Here is a 21873-nt window from a genome sequence, read left to right as displayed (position 1 = left end):
CGGATTGAACTCAGCTGTACGGGTATGATGGAGGGAGGGGGTTCTCAGAGAACGCGTGTATAGCCGTTTTTTTCCTGATCATAGAATACTACACGGTTTCTGCGCTTTTTAGCGCGATAGAGTGCCGCATCGGCCCGTTTGATTATCTGCTCGATATTCCTGTCATACTTGCTCAGCTGGGTAAGGCCGATTGATACAGTGACATTTCTCATCTTGCCGTTCTTTTTGATGATGAGATTTTCTTCGCATTCGAGCCTTATGCGTTCCAGCGTTTCTATGATTTTAGTGGAAGATCCCACGCGGGGAAAGATGATCATGAATTCTTCGCCGCCGTACCTGATGGGCATATCGGTAGTTCTAATATATTTTTTCAATATCTCCGAAAAAGATTTCAGGACGCGGTCCCCCACGGCATGTCCTCCCCAGTTATCATTAACATCCTTAAAATGATCCAGGTCAAACATGGCAATGTAAAGATTGTATTTCAGTTTTGAATTTTCAAAAAACAGAAAATCCTCGAACTCTCCCAGGTATTTATCTTTAAAAACCGAGATGATCCCGTCAGACTGGAGGCTCTCCAGGGAGCGTTTAAAAAGTCCCTCGTCATTGGTATCCATTTCCATGAAAAACATGTTCCGTATTATTTTTGCCGGCTGGCCGTCGGCCTTCATGATTATCTGCAGCAGCTGGGTTTCTATCGAAGGGAGCTTCCCGAAAAAGTCCAGGCTCTTGAATTCTTCATTCAGCCGCTCCTCCATTATTTTCCGTGTGTTCAGGCCGGTCAGAGCGTCCTTTACGGCCAGCTCTTTGTTCTGACGCGCCGATACGGAATTTTCAAGAAGCCGCTTGGTGAGCAGTATCTCTTCTTCCATCTTCTGGTTAAAACGTGATTCCTTGCGTGCGTCCCTGTAGGGGAACCTGCCGATTATGATCCTCCCGATTTTACGTTCCGGCAGGTCAAGGTCAACCAGGTCGACATAGCTGACAAGACTCCTGGTGGTATCATACTCCGTTGTATCTTTCAGCTTCTGCTGCGCCGTCACCTTTATGATATCCTTTCTTTCCTCAAAAATACCGCTGCATTTAATAAAAAGGTAGGTACAGCGCAGTTCCTTCATGAAAAAATTTTTAATGTTCCTGCCGTAGTTTTTAAGCGTTTCCTCGCTGCCGGGACGGAGCTTGATATCGATATCAACAAAGCTCGATTTGTACTTAAAGTACTCCATGTCATAAAGAAAATCGACCAGCAGTTCCACCGATGCCTGGTGGCTGACACTGATGAGTTCAAAACTTTCCTTCAGACCGTCAATCTGTGACTGTAACTTGCCGATCTCCTTCTTCAGTTCCCGGTTTTCAGCCTGTTTTTCTTTCAACCTGGCCGCTTCATCGGCCGGTTTATTTTTATTTTTATTATTAACAGATTTTGCCATGTATCAATACCAGTTGCCATCCACACATTAACATCAACGGAACAGGTGAAGAATGAATTGCATAAAAAGGATATTTATCCATAATCCGCAATAATTATTTACTCTTGCATATAAAAAACTTTAACATAGCATTTTCTCATATATAGGTTCAAAGAGCACACTTTTATATCGGCTTTTCTGTTAAAAAATACAGTATTGTCCAATTCTAGCATAAATTTTTAATAAAACAAGATAGTTATTATATTCATCAATAAAAATCTATGATTAAATAATCCGAAGTTATTTTGTATGAGAATTTCTTCATTACTGGTCTTCACTCCCGTATGTATATACATTATTAATACAATTCCGGGGAAATAAGCCGAAGATAAAACTGAAGTGAAATGATTTCTTGCCGTGGGCGCAATGGGGAGGCCAACATGTTAAAGGAAGTGCAGACCATCAGCAGCAGGGGGTCCTTTGGTGAAATCTTCAATAAGTTCTTTATTGGCCGCAAGGTATTCCTGAAATTACGGGATAAAAACATTGAAGTTTCATTTCTGCAATTTGACAAGGGACTGGCAACGATAAAAGTCCCTTTCGGCGTTACCCTGCCGGTAAACTGCCAGATTCTGACCAGGGTTAAAAGGAACCTCATATGTGTCAATGCGAGTCTTGTAAGACAGGCAGCGGATATACTGTATTTCAATCCTTCGAATATTCAGATAATCACATCACCGCGACAGGATACCAGGGAAATACTGAGCTCTGAAAAAAATAGAATAGCCTTTGCAACCAATATCATTTCCCGACACATCATAGAAAATGATCTGAGCAACCGCAGGGTGCAGATGGATAAAATCAGGGAAATGATTAAATTTGACGGGAAAAAACCCTTCGAATTGATGAAAATACACTTCACCGGCCAGGAACCCAACGATTCCCGCATGGAGTTTTTTCTGAAAAACAAAAAGCCCCTATATATTGCAGATTTTAACAATGCGAAAAATACCACCGAGGAAGAACTCCTCGAATATTACATGAAAAATATTTACGAGTATGACTCTTTTCTTAAAGCGCATAAACAGTACGTGGCGGAATTATCCATGCCCATTATGTTCAAGGCAAAAATTCCCTACGGCTATGTCCAGTCGAATCATACATCACCCTTCAGCTCGGGGGTGATCCCCGTAGTACGGCGTATAGTAAATCATATTGAAGACCTGGGAATGGAATATAATATTTTTTCCATAGCCCAACAGCCTCTTCCGCTTTCAGATATTTCCCAAAATGGTCTTGGTATAGTTTTCCGCGATCGTAATCATCTGTCATATTATAAAGAAAACGTAAATGTGGCGCTGGACATTCTCCTGCCCAGGAATAAAAAAGCTTCCATGCTTGCCGATGTCCGGCATATAGATATTCTTGAAAACAGGGTCATCAAGGTAGGCTTTGAGATAAAGGATATGGATGAATTCAGTCTGGATAATTACAACCGTTTTCTAAGAGCTGTATCATTCGAATAAAAGAAGAACTGACAGGATCAGCCTGTCCTTCTGTCGAGAAAGTTCTTTCTTCTATCTTCAACTCCCTCGGAAAATATTTGGGCGTAATACAATATTCTATCACGCTTGGTGGCCCTTCGCCTTTCCTCATTTCTGTTCACTCCGCCAGGTTGCCGTTCATGTGCTGTTTCTATTTCTCCGTTCCGGCCTGCATCTGAGAATATATTGGAAAAAGGAAGAGATAATTTCCTTCTCACAAGGTGAAATAAATTCATATCATCTACCCCCATTTTATCATTAAAATACGAAAATCATTAAGGAGAAGCAAAATAAAAATCGGCCCTGTATCTTTATTTTTAAAATTTGATACTTCATCATGCCAGAACTTTCCCTATTCGATGGTATTCTTGTCATGGACATATCAGGCACTATAGTATCAACTCCATAGAGCCGAAAAAATCAAGTAATAAAATATGCAGAAGCAGTTATTTTGCCCTATTTACGTTCCATGATATATTTGTCGTTAAAGTCCCAAAGGTCTTTTTTCGATTATATCAATAGCATTGAGCATCACTGATTTTCCGGAGATAATCATGAAGAATCCCCTGCTGTTATTTATCCTTATTTTCCTGGCCTCATGTACCACCAAACCGCCTGTTGAAAAACCCGTGACTGGAAACAAGGATCAGCTGACTCAGTTCTTTATACGATGCCGGAGCGATCTTGATAATGCAAGGCAGGTAATTGTGAGTCAGGATATAGTTAAAAATCTCAGTCATCTTCAGAACATGAATGCCGGAGGGAAAAAATACTACCTTCTCGAAAGGGAAAATATCACCAGGATGCTCAACGCTGTCACCGAAGGAATATACTCAGATTACATTCTCATCAATGCCGGCGGCATCATCATTTACACCAGGGATAATAACGAGATTTTTTCCAAAAACGTGCGGAGTCATCTTAAAAACAGCGTACTGGAGGAATGCTACAACAAAAAAGCCGAGGGTGTTTATTTTTCCGATGTGCGCAGGTTCAGTAATTTCGATGGTACTGACCTCATCTTCGTATCAGGAAAGGTAAGCGGAGATAATTCCTTTCCCGGTCTTCTCATCCTCCAGGTTGACATTTCAAAAATCATGGAACTCGTTGAACCCAACACAGCCATTGTGGGTATGGACGGCACCTACCGATACCATGCGGAGAGGAACCTGATTGATACTCCCTGTGCATATTTCAGCAGCATTGATATCGGCGCCGGCCATGAGGCCTCCCCCCGTCATCTCAAACTCCCTGAAGGCAGAACGATCACCTACAGGGTCTTCAATTATGAAAATGTGAAGTGGGTGTTTGTAACGGAAAAGTAGGACCGTGACCGTATTTTTCCGATAGAACATCAGCGATCATGCAGGACCACGGGATCGAGAAGATCAGCAATTAATGAATGAATGTCTCCGAACAAATCGGGAAAGGAATAATCGACGGCCAGCAGATTCGCCGTTTTTTTCGCCAGCTCGATAATTCTCATATCGTCAATAGTCTTTAAACCGGCATTAAGAACACCCACGACCATGCCTGGAAAAATCCATGAGAGGTTCTGAACATCTCCCTGAACGAATTCCCTGACCCCTCGTTCCTTCAACATATTCAGGTCAACATCACGAGGCCCCAAAAGAGAGATAATAAGCTGGCCCGGCCGCAGCTTCTCATATTCTTCATATTCAAAATTATTTTTCATCAGCAGTATAACATCGGTATTGCTGAATATATTCTCCGTTGAGGTGGCCAGGCCGCCTTCGTTCTCAAAGGAAAGAAGCGCCTTTTCATTCTGATCATAACCGAGAACCCGGCCGAAACGAGATTTCTTCAACAGCCGTGTAAGCCTGATGGCGCTGATATCCATCCCCATTATGCCAACGGTAGTATCGGACGGATGAATTTTATTTTTCAGTGAAAGACGGTTCAGAAGTGAGAGCATGTACACGGGTATATCGTCAAGATCACGTGAAATGACCGGAACATGCAGCTCCGAGAATATCTGCTCGTAGAAAAATAAATCAGCCTCTTCAATGCCCGTGATACGGAGTGCTGCAAAAGAGGATTCAATTCCCCGCAATGTTTTAATAAAATCCTCGGGCTGGTTGAAATTAATGGCCACGGGCAATCCGTTCAACCCGGAAAAGCGACCCAGTATGGCACAATCCCTTTCGGCCTGAACAAACCGGCTGAATATCGCCTTCGACCGAAGATCTTCCCTGGCTCTGACCCCGGTAATGACACCTACATTTTTCAGAATACCCGAAAAAGCATTTCCCTCGTCATTTTCGATCTTTTCAAGGGCAAGCTCCACGGCTCCCAGAAGTCCCATCTCAAAATCACTGTACTGCTCCAGCGGCATTTTCCCTTTTACGGAAAGAATCCCCCCTTTTATCATTTCCTCCAGTGAGTTTTTAACGGAAACAATCGCATATTTATCGGACATTTTTTTCAGGCTGTCCATACAGGCGTTGAAAAGATTTCTGTCATCATAGATGATTTCCATCTGGTACAGATTCCTCTCCAGAGCCTGCATACTCCTGACAAAGCATTCACCGGCACTGAACTCTTCTATTATCTGTGAAAGTGTCCCTTTTTTAACAGCCACGGTGACATTTGATATAAGCTTCATTGCCGATACTCCCTTTATCTCATTTTATGGCTTGAAAAATCATTACAGTTCAATCAGTCTCCCGGCATATTTTACGGCCAAACCGGTTGTCTTTTCGCGCACCTCATGGGGTACTTCCGTCATCGAATCAGTCCCTGCCAGAAGAATATAATCATCCTCGTTGAAACGGGCCCTGAGAGAGTTGAAGAGGTGCCTGATAGTTATTTTTGAAGGAACAAAAACATGGGGGTAATCCGAACCTGCCGCTGACACAAACAGGGCCTCTTTCCCGGCAATATCCCCGGGTGCTCTCCGGTTTAATTCCCAGAGGACCTGGCACCGATCTATAAATATTTTCAATTTCCCGTTTAAACCGGAAAAATAAACCGGTGATGAGATGGTAATCATGGCTGTATCCCTGAGCAGGGGATATATCCGGGACATGTCATCATCATGGATACAGGAAAACTTTTCTATGCAATGACCACAAGCAGTGCAGGGCCGGATATCACGGTCATGGACATGAAATTCTTCTACTTCCAGGCTATGTCGCTTAATGCCATCCAACAAATGATGGTGAATGACCGATGAATATCCCTTTCCCCGGGGACTCCCGAAAATCGACAACACTCTTTTGTCCGCATACATCATGTTATAGGAGTTATTTCAGCCTGGTAAAAATCATTCTTCCCGCCGTTGTCTGCAGAACCGATGTGACTATTACATCCACCTGCTCATTGAGCTTTCTTCTGCCGTTTTCCACAACCACCATTGTTCCGTCATCCAGATACCCGATAGCCTGATTAGGATCTTTCCCCTCTTTGATAAGCATAACGGTCATTTCCTCGCCGGGCAGTACAACCGGTTTCAGCGCATTGGAAAGCTGGTTTATGTTCAGCACCTGGACACCGTGAAATTCGGCAACCTTGTTGAGATTAAAATCATTGGTAATGATTTTGCCCTTCATGACTTTCCCAAGCTGCACAAGCTTCGCGTCAACCTCATGAATTTCGGGAAAATCCAGGTCCGATATCTTCACCATGATGGACTGATCCTTCTGCATTTTATTCAGAATATCGAGTCCCCTTCTACCCCGGTTCCTTTTAATAGAATCTGCCGAATCGGCAATCATCTGCAGTTCATTGAGGACAAAATTGGGAATAACCAGAATCCCCTCAAGAAAACCGGTGTCACAAATATCGGCGATCCTGCCGTCGATGATTACGCTGGTATCAAGAATTTTATAGGGTATCTCTACTTCTCCCTCTTCAACACGGCAAGGTGCAATTCTGTCAAGCAGGACGATCTCATCCTGCTTAATGACAAAAAACATCATTACGGCAAAACCAACCACATGGTAGATGACAGGCCTTATTATGCCGGCATATTGAGGAAGTATTCCCAGGGGGATTGAATCAAAAGCGGCACAGATAAGATGGCCCAGAATAAAACCGACAATCAGGCCTGTTACGGCCGACAGCAGCGACCGCGAAGAAACGGTATGCGAAACGTATTCAATTATGATAATGGAAACAAGAGCCAGTATAGATGCCACGACAGCGGCAATGGCGGAAGCCCGTATGGAAAATTGCATAAAATATAGCGCTGAAAATAATGTTGATGTAAGAATAAAAACAATCCTGAAAAATATAATCATATGGGATAACTCCTTAAATAGTATTGCATTCAATATAAAACGGGTTTTTACAATAAAGAGACGTATAAAATACAGTATAGTGGCTTTAAGGTGAAACGGATGCGGTGCAATACGATGTAATTAAAAAATGGCTTCTGTAATCTTTGGATGAAGAGCGACAATTCCTGTAAAATAATCCTGACTTCCCCATTTTCCTGATCGAGTGTGACGATTCAATCAGGTTGTTTTGAAATAACGATTCTTATTTTTTATTCTGAAAAGATGAGAGCGCCTCAGAAACAAAATTTCCCGCCTCTTCGATATCAACTTTTTTTACCAGTGCCAGTTCATGTGTTATCAGCTGATAAGCGTTTTCATAAAGCTTGCGCTCCATTATCGACAATTCCTTTTCACAGCCTCTGCGGTAAAGATCCCGTGCAACTTCCGAAACGGTAAATATAGAGCCGCTTTTAACCTTCTCAATATTATTTTGATATCTCAGCTTCCAGTCCTCTTCCTGGCTCACATTATCCTTGGTCAGTATTTCCACTACTTTTTTAATGTCTTTTTTAGGAATAATACTGCGGATGCCGATTTCATCGGCGTTTTTTACCGGAATCATGACCTTCATACCACTATTGATTATATTGATCATATAAAACTCGGTTCTCTTTCCAAGAATTACTTTTTTTTCTATCGTTTCGATCAGCCCTACACCGTGCATAGGGTAAACAATGTTATCTCCGACTTTATACATATGTTACTCCAATTTTAATGACGTATCCATTGAATCAAAAAAATGACGTTTTATCAACAATTATTCATCGCGTAATATAAAAATTTGTAATTTATCACGGCTAATCCTCGGGTTTAAGACCTTCCGTCTCGAGATATCTGTCCAAAACCGACTTCATTTTATAATGCTGCCCGTCACAAACCTTGGTTGGACCGCTTCCGCTAAGCATCAGATCGCCAATCACCTTTGTACACGTGGGTCCCGGGATCATCCCGGTATACTCGCATACGCCGCAGTATGTAACCGTAGCCGGTTTTTCCGGAAATACCGGATCAGGCAGGCCATTATAAATATCCTTCATATAATAGCCCCAGATAGGCGCCGCAACAGCCGCTCCCGCCTGATGTTTTCCCAGAGACATGAAGGGCTTATCATAGCCTATCCATACAACAGCCGCTAGATCCGGTGTAAATCCGCAGAACCATGCATCGGTCCAGTTCGATGTCGTCCCCGTTTTCCCCGCTGCCTTCTTGGTAAAACCCGCAGTAGAGCGTATAGCCTCATTTGCCGTTCCCCTGTCCACAACATCCTGCATCAGAGAGGTCATGATATACACCACGTCTTCAGCCACTACCTGTATGGTGCCGTTCATTTCCTTGAGCGCGATTATTCTGCCCACTTCCTCTTCAATATTTGCCAGTTCATTGCCATCCCTGTCGTTTACATACCGTATGGCAAAGGGAATTACATCCCTTCCCCGGTTGGCGTAAATGGCATAACCGGCGGCCATTTCAAAGGGTGTCAGCTCCGTTACACCCAGGGCCAATGACGGATTGGGATTAAACCGGGATTCGGGAACTTTCAGTATCCTTGATGCATATTCGATTATCTTTTCGGCTCCGACCAGGTCGAATATTCTCACCGATATAATATTGATCGATGAGGCAAGGGCCCTGCGAATTTGCACCATTCCCGAAAAATCGCCCTCATAGTTACCCGGTGTCCATGCCTCACCCTGGGCATCGATATCCATGATAGGTGCATCGGGAAGAACTGTTGCCGCATTGATTTTCCTGGCTTCTATGCCCGCACCATAAACGAAAGGCTTGAAGGATGAGCCGGGCTGACGCCTGGCCTGTATAGCCCGGTTGTACTGATTTGAAACATTGTATTCGGAACCGCCCACCATGGTGCTGATATACCCTGTGCTCGGCTCTATGGAAAGTATGGCGCCCTCTACTTTCATGGAGGTGGAAATTCCTGATGTGAGAACCCTGAAGGATTCCAGAGAATCGTTGAATGCAGGCGAATCGATAAGCAGTGTCAGGGCGTCAATAGAATCTATATAATCATCGACCATCAGTTTTTTAAAGGTAGTTTCATCATCGTTTTTTACCAGAATTCCCGGCAGGCTGAAAATCATGGAAAGCTGGCTGTAAGCCGTAAAAAGGTTTCTGTCCAGGGCCATGTTATACATGGCATTGGCCTTTGAAGAGACCTCGTTCTGTTTCGCAAGCCCCCTCATCAGGTATTTCTGGGCTGAATACTGTCTCTTGAGATCGAGAGTTGTATAGACACTTAGTCCTTCATTATAAACCACATCCTTGCCGAAACGTGAGAGCAGTATCTGACGGACATAATCGGTAAAATAGGGGGCCTGGTCTTCATATTTTGTCAGGGCTGTTTTTGTGGGAAATTCACACCGGAGAGATTCCAGGAAGGGCGGCCAGAATTCTTCATATGTTTTATCAGCGGCAGCTTTATCCAGAAAACCGGCATCGACCATCCTTGTCAGAGTATCCCGGTGTTTTATATACGCTTCACGGGGATATTTGAGTGGTGAATATCCATTGGGTTTCGAGGGAAGAGCGGCCAGAACAGAACTTTCCGCCACTGACAGGTATTTTACATCTTTATTGAAAAAGAATTGAGCTGCCGATGAAATGCCGTGGCAGCCATGGCCAAGATATATCTGGTTGAAATACATCTCCAGAATCTGTTCCTTTGAAAAAAACTTCTCAATCTGGAAGGCCAGGACCGCCTCCAGGGCCTTCCTGGCAATGGTCCGTTCTCCCGCCGTAAAAAGCCTCTTCGCCAGCTGCTGCGTTATGGTTGATCCGCCCTGTACGATGGTGGGCCTGAAGGACTTAATGGACGCTATAACATTTTTCCCCATGGCCCGAACAATTGCCATGACATCAATACCGAAGTGATCATAAAAATTCTGGTCCTCAGCGGCAAGAAATGCATTTATGAGGCTCTGGGGCAGCTCCTCGAAGGAAACCAGATCGCGTTTTTCCTGAAACAGTTCGGCTATCAGTTCACCGTTTACGTCGTAAATCCGTGTGGGGATACTGGGTTGAAATTGCTTGAGGTTTTCAATCCCGGTATAGTTCTTTATCTCTGAATTAATAAATCCCGATATCAATCCGCCGACTACCGAAAAGACAAATACAAGAATGATAGAAACTTTTTCAATTTTATTAAATCGGCTCTGCGTCATAGATTTTCCCGGATATGGATATGGATATGGATATGGATATCAGATTCAATGACAAGATTAGAATTATCCTTATTAATCAACAATTATTTTTTAAAAAGCTGTATTATGTATCCCACGGCCGCAACAATCATAACAGCTATAATGACCCACAGCAATATGGTAAACAGAGTTCCCACTACCCATCCCAGTACTTTAAACAGAATTGGAATTATGTAGCGAAAAAGCAGATAAACAGCGGCAATGATACCGAAAATATAGAAAAATTTTTTCAAAGAATCGTCCATATGCCCCCTTCCTCCGGTTAACAACCATGTTTAATAATAAAATAGCCCTTTTCCCGCTCTGAAGACAATAAAAGACAATAATTCAGCCTATTTTGCAATAAAGTGCGATAAATCAAAATCGTTACCAGTAGAGCGATGAGCCCACCCCGGAATCAAGCTTTTTTCATATCTATTCGAGGAAATTGTTGAGATTTATTCCCCTATATGCGAATCTGCACAAAAATTCCCGCCGGCCATGCCCATAGAGGATGAGGGAATATCCATACTTCAGGCACGGGCAGGCTGCATACAATGCAATTATGGATCTATGCAAAAATTGTCAGGATCATATATCATCATCGGTGTCTTTTTATCCTCTTTTGTGAGCCTGCTCTGCTATACGGCTCTGACCCTCCATATCGTCGGCATGGACAACCTGGCCATCCACCTTTCAGCCGGTTATGCGTATAAAATAATATTAATGGCCATGGCGGATATCGCCATCCTGGGACTCCTGCTGGGCACAGCGGTCCGTCTTATAACAAATCCCGGCAATAACACCCGAATCAAACATCTATTGCCGCTTTTAGCCGCTGCACTTATCATCGATGCAGCCGTCCTCACCGGCGTCATTTTTCTTCCCCCCATATACCACGACTATATGCACGGGGCGAAACCAACGGCCCCGGAGGAACTGATCTGGTCCGTCGGACCCAGTCTCGGGTTCACCGGGAAGGGAGGATCTGGCTTTGACGTCAAAACCAGGTCCATCTGGTGGTTTGATCCCGGCACATCAGAAGAAAAGGCTTATCTTCTGTATGGAACACGGCCCGAGAGGAATACGATGCGGCCCATTTTTGAAATTCCCGGCGGGGACGGCAAACGCCACGAGGTCCGGTTTCATAAGCTTTCACCCTCAACAACTTACTACTACACCATACCTATGCTCAGCGACGAGATATTCTCCTTCGTGACACCGCCCGATCCCGCTCAGCGCAATGACTTTCACTTCCTGAATATCGGTGATTCATCCAACCACGGGCATTATGGTCACACCTTCTTCGGGGAAATATCCATGGTGGCACGCCGATTTTACGATACATCACCGGCAGAGCCGTCTTTCCTTCTCCTGCTCGGTGACATTGCCCATCACGGCAGAGACCTGCTCTCATGGGAATATTTTTTTCTCAACGGCAAATACCTCCTGTCCCGGTATCCCACGATCACCGTACCGGGCAACCATGAACTATATGATGACCATGGCGGCAACCTGCACTATTTTTTCCGCCAGCCCCGGTACTTTTCCTTTGATTACGAAAACGCCCACTTTCTCATAATTAATACCTTCGACGGTTTCGGCGGCATTAATGGAATAACCGGAAAGGATCAATACAATTTCATCAGGGATGATCTTCGGGCAAATTCCGGTAAGAAATGGATTGTTGTGGGAATGCATGTTCCGCCCATAAGCACCGGAGATTTCGGCATGAATGAACTGCTGAAAAAACAGTACCTGGATCTTTTCAGCAGATACCGCGTCGACCTGGTCCTCATGGGACATGATCACCACTATGAAGCCTTCTGGATCGATCGTGATACGGACTGGAATGGCACGCTCTATGTCATCAATGGCGGAGGGGGGTCAAGGCTGGACCATTACATCATGACAAGAAAAAACAGGCAGTGGAAAACATGGGTCCATGACCGGAATTCTGACTACGGGCTGTACCAGCACGATGCCATAACGGAAAAATATCATCTCTACGGAGAGCTCTCCTGGGGATTTCTCGATGTGCACATAACCAGGAACAGCCTGACCACAACCTACCACCGATGGCTCTCCATGGAACGCTTTCTCTCCATCACCGGCCAGGACCTGGAGTCCTGGACATTCTTCCCCTTTGACAGGGACACCTGGGACAAAAACCTCCTCTCAGATACGGAGGAGGTTCATCGGCTGGTAAAAACAAGATCGTTCCCCTGATTTACCGTGCCGTTATTCTTTGGGTCTCTCCGTTATGGTTACATACATGGCGACCTTCTTCCGGTCTCTCCATACCATGACCTTGATTCTCTGGCCGATGGGTATCTGGCCCACTATATTCAGCAGGTCCTTATAGTTTTTCACGGGAATACCGTTGATTTCAATAATAACATCGCCGACTTTTATGCCTCCCCGGTCGGCCGGGCTCCGCTGGACTACTTCGCCCACGAAGGACCCCTCATTTGCGGGAAGTCCAAGCTCCTGGGCATTCCGGTCAGTCAGTTCAAGTACGCTCACCCCCAGGTAGCCGCGCTTGACTTGCTTGAATTTCTGCAGCTGGGCCAATATGGAGCGAGCCGTATTGATGGGGATGGCAAAGCCGATTCCCATGTATCCGCCGCTGTTGGAATAAATCATGCGGTTTATCCCAACCACCTCGCCATAAATATTAATGAGGGGACCTCCCGAATTGCCGGGATTGATCGAGGCATCGGTCTGGATATGGGAGCCGCCCATCATATCCACATCACTGCGCCCCACGGCGCTTATGACTCCCACGGTAAAAGTTCTGTCCAGGCCGAAGGGATTCCCAATGGCAATTGCCCAATCCCCCACATTGACCTTGTCAGAATCACCGAAATAAACCGGCTTCAGGTCTCCGTCTGCTTTGACCTTCAGGAGGGCTATATCGGTTCTTTTATCCAAACCTATGATCTGGGCCTCATAATGCTTTTCCTTTACCTTCACGAAAACCTTATCCACATTCTGAACAACATGGTAATTTGTGCATATATATCCATCCCGGGAAATAATGAAACCGGTGCCCAGTCCAGTGCGCTTCTGAACCTGGCTCCTCCCGCCGCCGAAAAATTCCCTCATATGGGGGTCATCAAAAAATGGATGGGGGCGCACCCGCACCAGCTGTTCCGTGGTTATGAAGACGACACTGTCCCGGTACATCTCAAATATCTTTCTGAAATTGTCCTGTATTTCACAGGCCTTGGCAGCCTCACCGTCCTTTTTCAGGGGTGATTCCTCCGTATTACCGAAAACCTGGGGACCCGTGTCTTCATTTTTAAGACATGAAAACTGGTTAAGGAAAATAACTCCCGAAAGCAGAAGCACGGGAATAATGAATTTCAATTTTTGTCTCATTGCAGTATCCTCGATCGGACTCAATTAAAAATTGTCCTTTTTATATTGCTCATCGCGTTTTTTTTGTTCTTCGATAGTATCTTTAAAAAGATAACGGTCATTGCTTGAGCCGTCAAATTCAAACTGCTCCATATCCACCATGTTGGGTTTTTTCTTTTCCTTGCATCCCGCAGAGGCGCAGGCTACTGCAACTGCCAATGATACTGATATGATAACGAACCTGCTTTTTAACATGGTTTCACCTGTATTGCGGAAAAAATTATGTAACACTCCCGGATCAACGACTCAGAGAATTTTGCTGCTGTCCAGAAGGATGGTAACGGGTCCCCAGTTTGTCAGCGAGACTTTCATATCCGCGCCGAAAACTCCAGCTACGGCGCCGGGATGGACGGAACGGAAATGATCAAGAAAATCTGAAAAAAACGGCCCGGCCTCGGCCGGCGGCATGGCGCTGGAATAAGAGGGCCGGTTTCCCCTGCGTGCATCTCCATACAAGGTAAACTGGGGGACAAGCAGTACACCGCCCTCAACATCCTGCACTGAACGATTCATAAGTTCCCGGTCATCGTTAAAAATCCGGAGCCCCATGATCTTACCGATAATATATTTCATATCATCATGGGAATCATCGGAATGGATGCCGATGAGAACCAGGAGACCCGTATCAATGGAAGCAATAATACGGCCCTCCACTTCAACTGTCGCCTGTAAAACTCTTTGAATGACTGCGCGCATTGCTTTTTCTATTTAACAATTCCGCGTAAGGATATATCAGGCCAGTTTGGCCTTAAGTGCTTCCTCAGGTTGAACACCTATCATCCTGTCCACTTCCTTGCCATCTTTGAAAATTATTAAAGTGGGGATAGAGGTTATATTCATTTTTTGTGCCACCTCGGGGGATTCATCGGTGTTCAGTTTTACTATTTTCGCCTTCACACCTGCATCCTGGGTAAGACGCTCCAGGATAGGCGTCTGCATCCTGCAGGGACCGCACCACGGAGCCCAGAAATCGACAAGAACCTTTCCTCCCGCCTTAATTACTTCCGCATCAAACGTACCGCTGCTCACTTCCAGAATATTTCCCATTTCTTTCCTGCCTCCTAAACTTATTTGCCCCTTGAACGCTGCATATAAAAATCCTCGATAAAGGCAACCTTGTTACTTATCAGATCACTGTTAAATTCCTTTTTTTCAACAATTTTTTTGGATTTTTTATTCATAATCCAGGAATGCATCCAGGAAATCGAGCCTTTCTCGTAATAGACTACATACTGACCTATCTGCATCGATTTCTGAGTCTGGCCATTGAATTCAAATTCGATTATCCGCCTCGAAGTCATTTCATCACCATTGTAAAAGTGCTGTTCGAGGCCAAAAATAAAAAATTGCTGTTGTTCTTTCCTATAAGTATAATACTCTATCCTGTCGGTCCGCTCCGATTTATAAAAGTACCTGATCATCCCCGCTTTTTCCTTTTCTCCCCCTCTATAGACAAAAAAGGATATCCTTTCCAGGTTATTATTACTGAAAACATACTCCTCTTCCCGGTAAGGTTTCAGTTCGAGGCCTTTCTTTTTCTTGTAAATTATGGCCCATGGATTATGGGAATTGCCATAGTAGCTGAATTCTTCAGTTCGAATGAGTGCATTGCCATCATAATAGGAGACCGCCGACACCCTGCCGAGATTATCTCTCTTCTGGACTTCCCGCGCTCCGGAACAGGAAATCGCAAAAAGCATCACAATACATATATATATCCTGCTTATATTCAAAAACAACTCCTTTCCATAAGAAAGCCATAATAAGACACGGTATTAATCATTTATGTCAAATATAAAATCCCCGCCCTGCACGATTTTATCGCTATTATCATGAACGAGCCATAAAGAGTGATATTTCCATTTTACATTAAATTGTCTATTTGACTTAGAACAGTAGTAATTAATACTCTTTTTTTACCCTATCTTTTGCCGATATTATTACTAATAATGAAATATGGGTTATTAATAATGAAAAAAATCACCTTTGCCATACTTGTTCCTTTCTTCATATTCACGGCTTTGCTTGCTCCTGCTCAGGATACGGGAGGTACAACCGCAAAAAACCTTCCCGACGGATATGGCAATATTTCCTGGGGGACCATGCTCAGTGACGCCAGGGATAAGATAAACGGAAAACTTGCCTATACCGATGAAAGGAAAATCATACTATCCAAAGACGGGGAGCTGCAGTATATTTACGGCTTCTTCTACATTGATCCCGCTGCCATTCCCGACGGTGTTGAAAAAAAAGAGGAATCCGCCGCTCCTGCAGGTACGGCGTCACCGGAGGAAAAAAAGGATGAGGGAAAGCTATTCTATGTCGCCCTGAAATTTCCCTACATTGCCATGGAGGATGTGAAAAAAAAGCTTACGGAAAAATATGGAGAATCAAGCAGCGAAAACATGAAAGACAATCAGGGCGCCATGGCATGGGACTCGGATAAAACAATCATAATCATGTGGGTGGACCGTTACGAAAAAAAGCCCTTCTGCAGGAGAATCACCTATATTTCGAAGGAAATCGCCAAAGAATTGAATGAATACCAGTTCAAGGTGTTTAATAAAACAGAACTGGAAATACTTAAAAAACTCAATCCCTGATATCCGCATGCGGGGAGTCTAACCCCGGGAATATATTATCACATATAACAAATGTCTGCTGAAAAACCCCGGTAGTACGGTTTTTCAGCAAGCTTCCTGAATCATTCTGTCTCTCTTACAGTGTGATATTCACAACAGCCTGTTTTCACAGATGGGTAATGAAAACTGAAATAATGCCGATACCCTCTTCCAGCCTATCCATGGCCTTTCCGATAACCGTGCCTATCTTTTCAAAAGAATCAACTTTGCCCACCATACCGCATCCGGGAGTACCGGACGCCACGATGAGATCTCCTGGTTTCACGGGACTGATGCGGGCATCAACCTTACACAGCGTTTTTCCCACCAGGGCCACGGGATACACCTTCTGTTCCTGTCCGCTGTTGTTAATGGCGATGAGCGGATTTCCCGCCACGACACCGATGACGGACCTGTTGTATTCCTTTCTTGACCGGGATAGCACTGCATTCCCCATTTCGCTTACAACTAAAAGGTCGCCGGGTGATACGTATTCCACCTCATCAACCTCGAAATACTCCACTATATTTCCGGGAAACTGGTTTTCCTCTCCCCCATTATGAACACTCATGGGACCGTTAAAATGCGAACGTCCGTTGACCAGCAGCGCATCGCCGTTCCCCATCAGGTTTATGGAGTCATCATAGCGAGAAATACTCCCGTATCCATCAGCCACCAGTGAATAGTCGTGTTCGCTGGCAAAAACACCACCAGCCCCGAAACGGGAGACACCGAGAACACCGCATCCCTTCACCTCGGCGCCCCCCGGAGCCTGCCCACGTACACCGACATGATTGCTGTGCCCTACCACGCCATAGGACTGTATGGTCTTTTCCGACAGAATCCCCGCAACACCGGCTAACCCTATGGATCCGTTTTCCCTTGAACTGTTGTATCCATGTATGATCGTAGAATGATCGGAGGGAGGCGTTATATCATTAAAGGCCTGGCTCTTTGATTCTTTTATACTGATAGTCCCCTGGTGAGTGTTGAATTCATGTTTTGTGCGGGCATAGTCGTGCGAATGAGGCAATGACTCCCGTGCATCATATAATCTCGCATCGTTGGCCTGTACGGCAATTCCTTCTTTGTTTACCCCGTTTCTGGCCAGACGCACTATACCGGTGGCCTCCGTGGTGGCGTTTTTCAGACGCCGGTCATTACCCTGTACGACAACACCGGGAAGGTTCTCTCCGTCACCGGCAAGTTCCACGATCCCTTTCGATGTAGTAGAGGCATCCTTCAAACGCCTGTCATCACCCTGGACTGCGACACCGCTTTTATCCTCACCGTCTTCGGCCAGCTCCACTATCCCTTTCGATGTAGTAGAGGCATCCTTCAAACGTCGGTCATCGCCCTGCACTGCTGCATTGCCCTTATCTTCGCCGTTTCGTGCGAAGCGCATGATGCCCTTTGACGTTTCAGAGGCGTCCTTCAGACGCCGGTCGCTCCCTTGCACAACAACGGCAGGACGGTCCTCGCCGTCTTCGGCAAGCTCCACTATCCCCTTTGCCGTGGTGGAGGCATCCTTCAGACGCCGATCATTACCCTGTACCGCCATCAGCGGTGAATCAGAACCATCCACGGCAAACTGCATGATGCCTTTGGCGGCTGTAGTGGCATCCTTCAACCTGCGGTCACTTCCCTGCACGGCAGACAGCGGTAAATCGGAACCGTCAACGGCAAACTGCATGATGCCCCTGGAGGTTTCCGTTGCATCGCGAAGTCTTTTATCATTACCCTGTACGACAACACCGGGAAGGCTCTCTCCATCATCGGCAAGTTCCACAATTCCCTTCGATTCTGTCGTGGCGTCTTTCAGACGGCGGTCATTACCCTGGACCACGACGCCTCCCCTGTCCTCGCCGTCCTCGGCAAGTTCGGCGATCCCCCTGGATATGGTTGTTGCATCCTTCAGGCGGCGGTCATTGCCCTGAACCACAACACCCTCCCTGTCTTCACCGTCCTCGGCAAGCTCGGCGATTCCCCTGGATATGGTTGTTGCATCCTTCAGGCGACGGTCATTGCCCTGAACCACAACACCCTCTCTGTCTTCACCGTCCTCGGCAAGCTCGGCAATCCCCTTATAAAGCGTCGTTGCGTCCCGCAGCCTCCTGTCATTGGACTGGACCACGGAGCCGGCGATGCTCTCTCCATCGGGTGACAGCCGGCAGATGCCATGTTTCTCAGTGGTCGCTTTTCTGAGGCGCGAATCGCTCCCCAGAACAACACCGTGATCGGTGTAGAGTCCGTCGGGACACAGCTTGGCAATGCCGAAACTGTCTGTTGTCGCCTCCTGTATCCTTGAATCATTCCCCTGTACCGCGGTCCCGGGCTGATTTTCGCGGTCATAGGCAAAACGGACAATTCCCGGGTTATACTCAGTGGCAAGCTTGAGACGCATGTCCGATGCCTGGACTGCCAGGGTGTCGGAATCGTCGCCGTCTTCCGCAAACTGCACAATGCCCTTGAACAGCGTCGTTGCATCCCGGAGCCTGCGATCACTCCCCTGTACTGCCGCTCCCGAAATATCCTCTCCATCTTTGGCGAACTTTACGACTCCTGCCTGGAAAATGGAAGCATGGGGAGTTATATCCCCGATATTATGCGTATGATCCGAATCCGTCATGACCGCCATTATTTCCAGTCCACCCAGCTGAACGCCGTACTCTCCCGAGAACAATCTCACTCCCTTGGCTTCGAGGCGTACATACCGGGCAGGGATAACTCCCGTTTCCCAGAAATATTTCCTATTCAGTTCTGCCTTGAAGTTCTTCTCCTCGAAAACAGTGGTCCACAGGCTGTTGTCAATGCTGACCGCCAGGTTGAAATCCTCGGGAAAGCCGTTGGATGATGAAAGAAGAATGATCCGGCTTACGGAATATATACTCCCCAGGTCAGCCATGACATACTCGGCCGTACTGCTGGAGTTTACAGCAGACTGCCAGCTGCTCCGGGTATCACCATCGATAAGCCTCGCTCCATCATGCTGGGACGACCGCGAGCTGCTCACGATAATTTCATGAAGGCCCGATATTCCCGTCACGATACTGCCAATTTCTGAATAATGTTTTTCATTGCAAAAGGCCGGTTCCGTAATCACCACTTTCAGATACTTAAACCGCATCAGCGGCACATCAATCCGGCAACAGGCTGTTTCCAGTTCATATTCTTTTTCCGTGTGAATCACCTTCCACACGATATTATCCAGGCTTCCCTCAAAACGGAATCCCCGCGGAAAAGCGGCAGGGCCGCCCGGGGAAGGAATCATTTCTATATAATCGGCGGTGACGGTCTCCTCATGTTCGATGATGACATATTCCGTTATGGCCGCGTTGCGCCTCTCGCTGCTCCAGTATCCCGTATCCTTTACCAGATCTCCGGCTGAACCATGCCCTTCGCAGACGCTGGAGAAGGAATGGACCTTGCCGTTGTTTCGCCGTGTCCGATCGATGTTTATATACTCCATGGTGACTCCTGTATGTTCAATAATTATTGATATGCATTCGCTTCACTGAATAACTCTGTAACCAGCTTGATACGTCCCGGGCCTGCTACAAAACATAGCTGCCGATAAAAAGCATTCCCGCGGCAATACGAAAAACGGCCTCGATATAAATTATTTTTTTCTCCCCGTCCTGATCCATTTCCTCCGAGGCCGTTTGAAATGTGCGGGCGAATTTTCCGGGGTAGAGAAGAACAAAGGGTCCCGTCATCACCAGTATGATTCCTATGGCGAATATGACACCGGAAAATCTTCCGCTATAGATGGTGAGCGGAAATCCGCCCGCCATGAGAAGAATGCCATGTAAAAAAAACAGCCTGTGTTCTGCCCATCTTTTCCACAGGGAAAAAGCCAAAACGGGCTTCAAAATTTCCATAATTCCCATGAGAGTGATAATAATTCCTGCTGTTAAAATATACAGGGATATATAATAATTCATGGGATCACAATCCTCTCTGCAGCCAGGGTATAATCCGGTTTTTCAGTATCGCGATATCCGATTCCCTGGTAAGATTATGATCGCCGTCATCGATCATGACCAGTTTTTTTTCACCTTTCAACAAGCCTTCAATCGCATAGGCATTGGCGGCAGGAACGACTGCGTCCCCGGCGCCGTGGATAATGAGCACCGGGGCCATGATCCGCCTGACCGCACCGGCCACATCTATCGATTTTAATTCCTTGAAAAAACGATTTGTCAGGGGAATCCCTTCTATAGAAGTATAGCCCTCATCGGGCAGATCGTCAATATTCACCCGGTGCAAATCAGTAAGGATATCGGTGAGCTGCACAGGTGTGGCAATGATAACCATGGATTCTATGATCGCTTCACCGGGATCCGCCGCAAAAAGAAGAGACACAACCCCACCCATGCTGGAACCCACGAGGTGAACAGAAGAGTAACCCTGTTCAAGCATGCAGCGCACGGCGCTTCGCAGGTCCTCCACCTCCTGCACGATGGATATCTCTGAAACATTACGGTCATTATCCCCGGCAAAGGAAAAATCAAAGGTGAGAAGACCGTATCCCGCCTCCACGATGTCCCCGGAGAGCCGGTTTATTTTATAGGCATCCTTGCTGGAGAAGAGGCCATGACTGTAAATCACACAGGAAGAGGCAGCATCGCTGCCGACGTGATGACGACCCGCCAGATCCAGTCCCCTGTTATTTAAAATCCGTATATTTTCTGTTTTCATCAATTCTGCTAAATCCCTACAATCGTTTCAGCCGCATGACAGGTTCGAAATATCCATCGGAATCATTGCCGTCAATAAATATCTTAACCGGATTCAGTATGAGCGTGGCGGGTTTTTTCCCCTTTTCGGCAGCCCCTCTGAAAAGAAAATAGGAGGATTTGGCTTTGATAAAACCGCTCCCTGCGTTAACGTTTTTCACGTTATTTTCCCTTTTCATCTCATAAATATTAATACGTATCTGATTGGTTTCTTCAATGGTATACACGCCCTTAAAAAGAAGAGCGTCATTATTAAGATATAAAACTACCAGCGACCGGTAGTTTTTGTAAAACCTGAAATCATAGCCGTAATTATCAGGATATTTCAACCTCCAGGACCCGACAATATCGTTCAGCTGCAATGGGACGACCTTTTCCCCAACCTGAAAAGCCCCGGTTACCTTTTCCTTCTCGGCCTGAGCCTCATCCCTGTTACTGCAGGAGAGACTAAAGGCGCCGGTGAGAAAAAATAGCTGTATTAAAAACAGAGTAATGATGTGCCGCATTGTTGACTTCATATCGTCATCCTGATATATAATATTTACAACACATTTCAATCAAAAATCTCTCATGTCAATTATCATTTGTATTCATATCCCCCCTGAGAAAGAGCTTTTACGTTAATTTTCAGAATATATG

Annotated in this window: 20 protein-coding genes; 4 read left to right on the top strand and 16 right to left on the bottom strand. The window is 45.8% G+C overall.

What is annotated here, in order from left to right; genetic code table 11:
- Window positions 1–44: 44 nt before the first annotated feature.
- On the bottom strand, window positions 45–1430 hold the full coding sequence (locus CVV44_01580) for a hypothetical protein (GenBank protein ID PKL41353.1): 1386 nt from the start codon (window positions 1428–1430) through the stop codon (window positions 45–47).
- Between the two features lie 419 nt (window positions 1431–1849).
- Here CVV44_01580 and CVV44_01575 point away from each other — a divergent pair, with 419 nt between their 5' ends.
- Both CVV44_01575 and CVV44_01570 read left to right on the top strand, forming a co-directional pair.
- Entirely contained in the window at window positions 1850–2935 is a 1086-nt protein-coding gene (locus tag CVV44_01575; GenBank protein PKL41352.1) for a hypothetical protein, read from the top strand.
- A gap of 572 nt (window positions 2936–3507) precedes the next feature.
- Window positions 3508–4278 (top strand): hypothetical protein, encoded by a 771-nt coding sequence (locus CVV44_01570; protein ID PKL41351.1) that lies wholly within the window; start codon window positions 3508–3510, stop codon window positions 4276–4278.
- A 29-nt stretch (window positions 4279–4307) separates the two neighbouring features.
- On the opposite strand, the gene CVV44_01565 is transcribed toward CVV44_01570, so the two are convergent.
- The 6 genes from CVV44_01565 to CVV44_01540 form a co-directional block, all read right to left on the bottom strand.
- Window positions 4308–5579, bottom strand: a complete 1272-nt coding sequence (locus tag CVV44_01565) for a hypothetical protein (GenBank protein ID PKL41350.1) — start codon at window positions 5577–5579, stop codon at window positions 4308–4310.
- A 42-nt stretch (window positions 5580–5621) separates the two neighbouring features.
- The gene (locus CVV44_01560; GenBank protein PKL41349.1) at window positions 5622–6209 is read right to left on the bottom strand and encodes a hypothetical protein; all 588 of its coding nucleotides are present in this window, start codon (window positions 6207–6209) and stop codon (window positions 5622–5624) included.
- Window positions 6210–6219: 10 nt separating this feature from the next.
- On the bottom strand, window positions 6220–7293 hold the full coding sequence (locus tag CVV44_01555) for a PIN domain nuclease (GenBank protein ID PKL41348.1): 1074 nt from the start codon (window positions 7291–7293) through the stop codon (window positions 6220–6222).
- Between the two features lie 163 nt (window positions 7294–7456).
- Complete coding sequence (locus CVV44_01550) at window positions 7457–7951, bottom strand: transcriptional regulator (protein ID PKL41347.1); 495 nt, start codon at window positions 7949–7951, stop codon at window positions 7457–7459.
- 100 nt (window positions 7952–8051) lie between these two features.
- Window positions 8052–10433 carry a carboxypeptidase gene (locus CVV44_01545; protein ID PKL41346.1) on the bottom strand — a complete coding sequence of 794 codons (2382 nt, stop codon included), beginning with the start codon at window positions 10431–10433 and terminating at the stop codon, window positions 8052–8054.
- 83 nt (window positions 10434–10516) lie between these two features.
- A complete protein-coding gene (locus CVV44_01540) occupies window positions 10517–10717 on the bottom strand; it encodes a hypothetical protein (protein ID PKL41345.1) in 201 nt (66 codons plus the stop codon).
- Between the two features lie 235 nt (window positions 10718–10952).
- On the opposite strand from CVV44_01540, the gene CVV44_01535 reads away from it, so the two are divergent.
- Window positions 10953–12680 (top strand): hypothetical protein, encoded by a 1728-nt coding sequence (locus CVV44_01535; protein ID PKL41344.1) that lies wholly within the window; start codon window positions 10953–10955, stop codon window positions 12678–12680.
- Between the two features lie 12 nt (window positions 12681–12692).
- Here CVV44_01535 and CVV44_01530 read toward each other — a convergent pair whose 3' ends face one another.
- The 5 genes from CVV44_01530 to CVV44_01510 are packed head-to-tail and all read right to left on the bottom strand — an operon-like array spanning window position 12693 to window position 15607.
- Window positions 12693–13835, bottom strand: coding sequence for a serine protease (locus CVV44_01530; GenBank protein ID PKL41343.1), 1143 nt, complete (start codon window positions 13833–13835; stop codon window positions 12693–12695).
- Window positions 13836–13859: 24 nt separating this feature from the next.
- Complete coding sequence (locus tag CVV44_01525) at window positions 13860–14069, bottom strand: hypothetical protein (GenBank protein ID PKL41342.1); 210 nt, start codon at window positions 14067–14069, stop codon at window positions 13860–13862.
- Window positions 14070–14120: 51 nt separating this feature from the next.
- Window positions 14121–14570 carry a D-tyrosyl-tRNA(Tyr) deacylase gene (locus CVV44_01520; protein ID PKL41341.1) on the bottom strand — a complete coding sequence of 150 codons (450 nt, stop codon included), beginning with the start codon at window positions 14568–14570 and terminating at the stop codon, window positions 14121–14123.
- Between the two features lie 36 nt (window positions 14571–14606).
- On the bottom strand, window positions 14607–14921 hold the full coding sequence (gene trxA, locus CVV44_01515) for a thioredoxin (protein PKL41340.1): 315 nt from the start codon (window positions 14919–14921) through the stop codon (window positions 14607–14609).
- Between the two features lie 20 nt (window positions 14922–14941).
- Window positions 14942–15607, bottom strand: a complete 666-nt coding sequence (locus tag CVV44_01510) for a hypothetical protein (protein ID PKL41339.1) — start codon at window positions 15605–15607, stop codon at window positions 14942–14944.
- A 237-nt stretch (window positions 15608–15844) separates the two neighbouring features.
- On the opposite strand from CVV44_01510, the gene CVV44_01505 reads away from it, so the two are divergent.
- The gene (locus tag CVV44_01505) at window positions 15845–16477 is read left to right on the top strand and encodes a hypothetical protein (GenBank protein ID PKL41338.1); all 633 of its coding nucleotides are present in this window, start codon (window positions 15845–15847) and stop codon (window positions 16475–16477) included.
- Between the two features lie 145 nt (window positions 16478–16622).
- Here the strand turns inward: CVV44_01505 and CVV44_01500 are convergent, their stop codons facing one another.
- From CVV44_01500 to CVV44_01485, 4 genes are all read right to left on the bottom strand, one after another.
- Window positions 16623–19964 (bottom strand): hypothetical protein, encoded by a 3342-nt coding sequence (locus tag CVV44_01500; protein PKL41337.1) that lies wholly within the window; start codon window positions 19962–19964, stop codon window positions 16623–16625.
- An 85-nt stretch (window positions 19965–20049) separates the two neighbouring features.
- The gene (locus tag CVV44_01495; protein PKL41336.1) at window positions 20050–20439 is read right to left on the bottom strand and encodes a hypothetical protein; all 390 of its coding nucleotides are present in this window, start codon (window positions 20437–20439) and stop codon (window positions 20050–20052) included.
- Window positions 20440–20443: 4 nt separating this feature from the next.
- Window positions 20444–21196, bottom strand: a complete 753-nt coding sequence (locus CVV44_01490) for a hypothetical protein (protein PKL41335.1) — start codon at window positions 21194–21196, stop codon at window positions 20444–20446.
- 16 nt (window positions 21197–21212) lie between these two features.
- Window positions 21213–21752, bottom strand: coding sequence for a hypothetical protein (locus CVV44_01485; protein ID PKL41334.1), 540 nt, complete (start codon window positions 21750–21752; stop codon window positions 21213–21215).
- Window positions 21753–21873 lie beyond the last annotated feature (121 nt).

The organism is Spirochaetae bacterium HGW-Spirochaetae-1, assembly GCA_002839375.1.
GTDB lineage: Bacteria > Spirochaetota > UBA4802 > UBA4802 > UBA5550 > PGXY01.
Note: the sequence above shows the minus strand (reverse complement) of the source record. Positions and strands in the feature narration are given on the sequence as shown.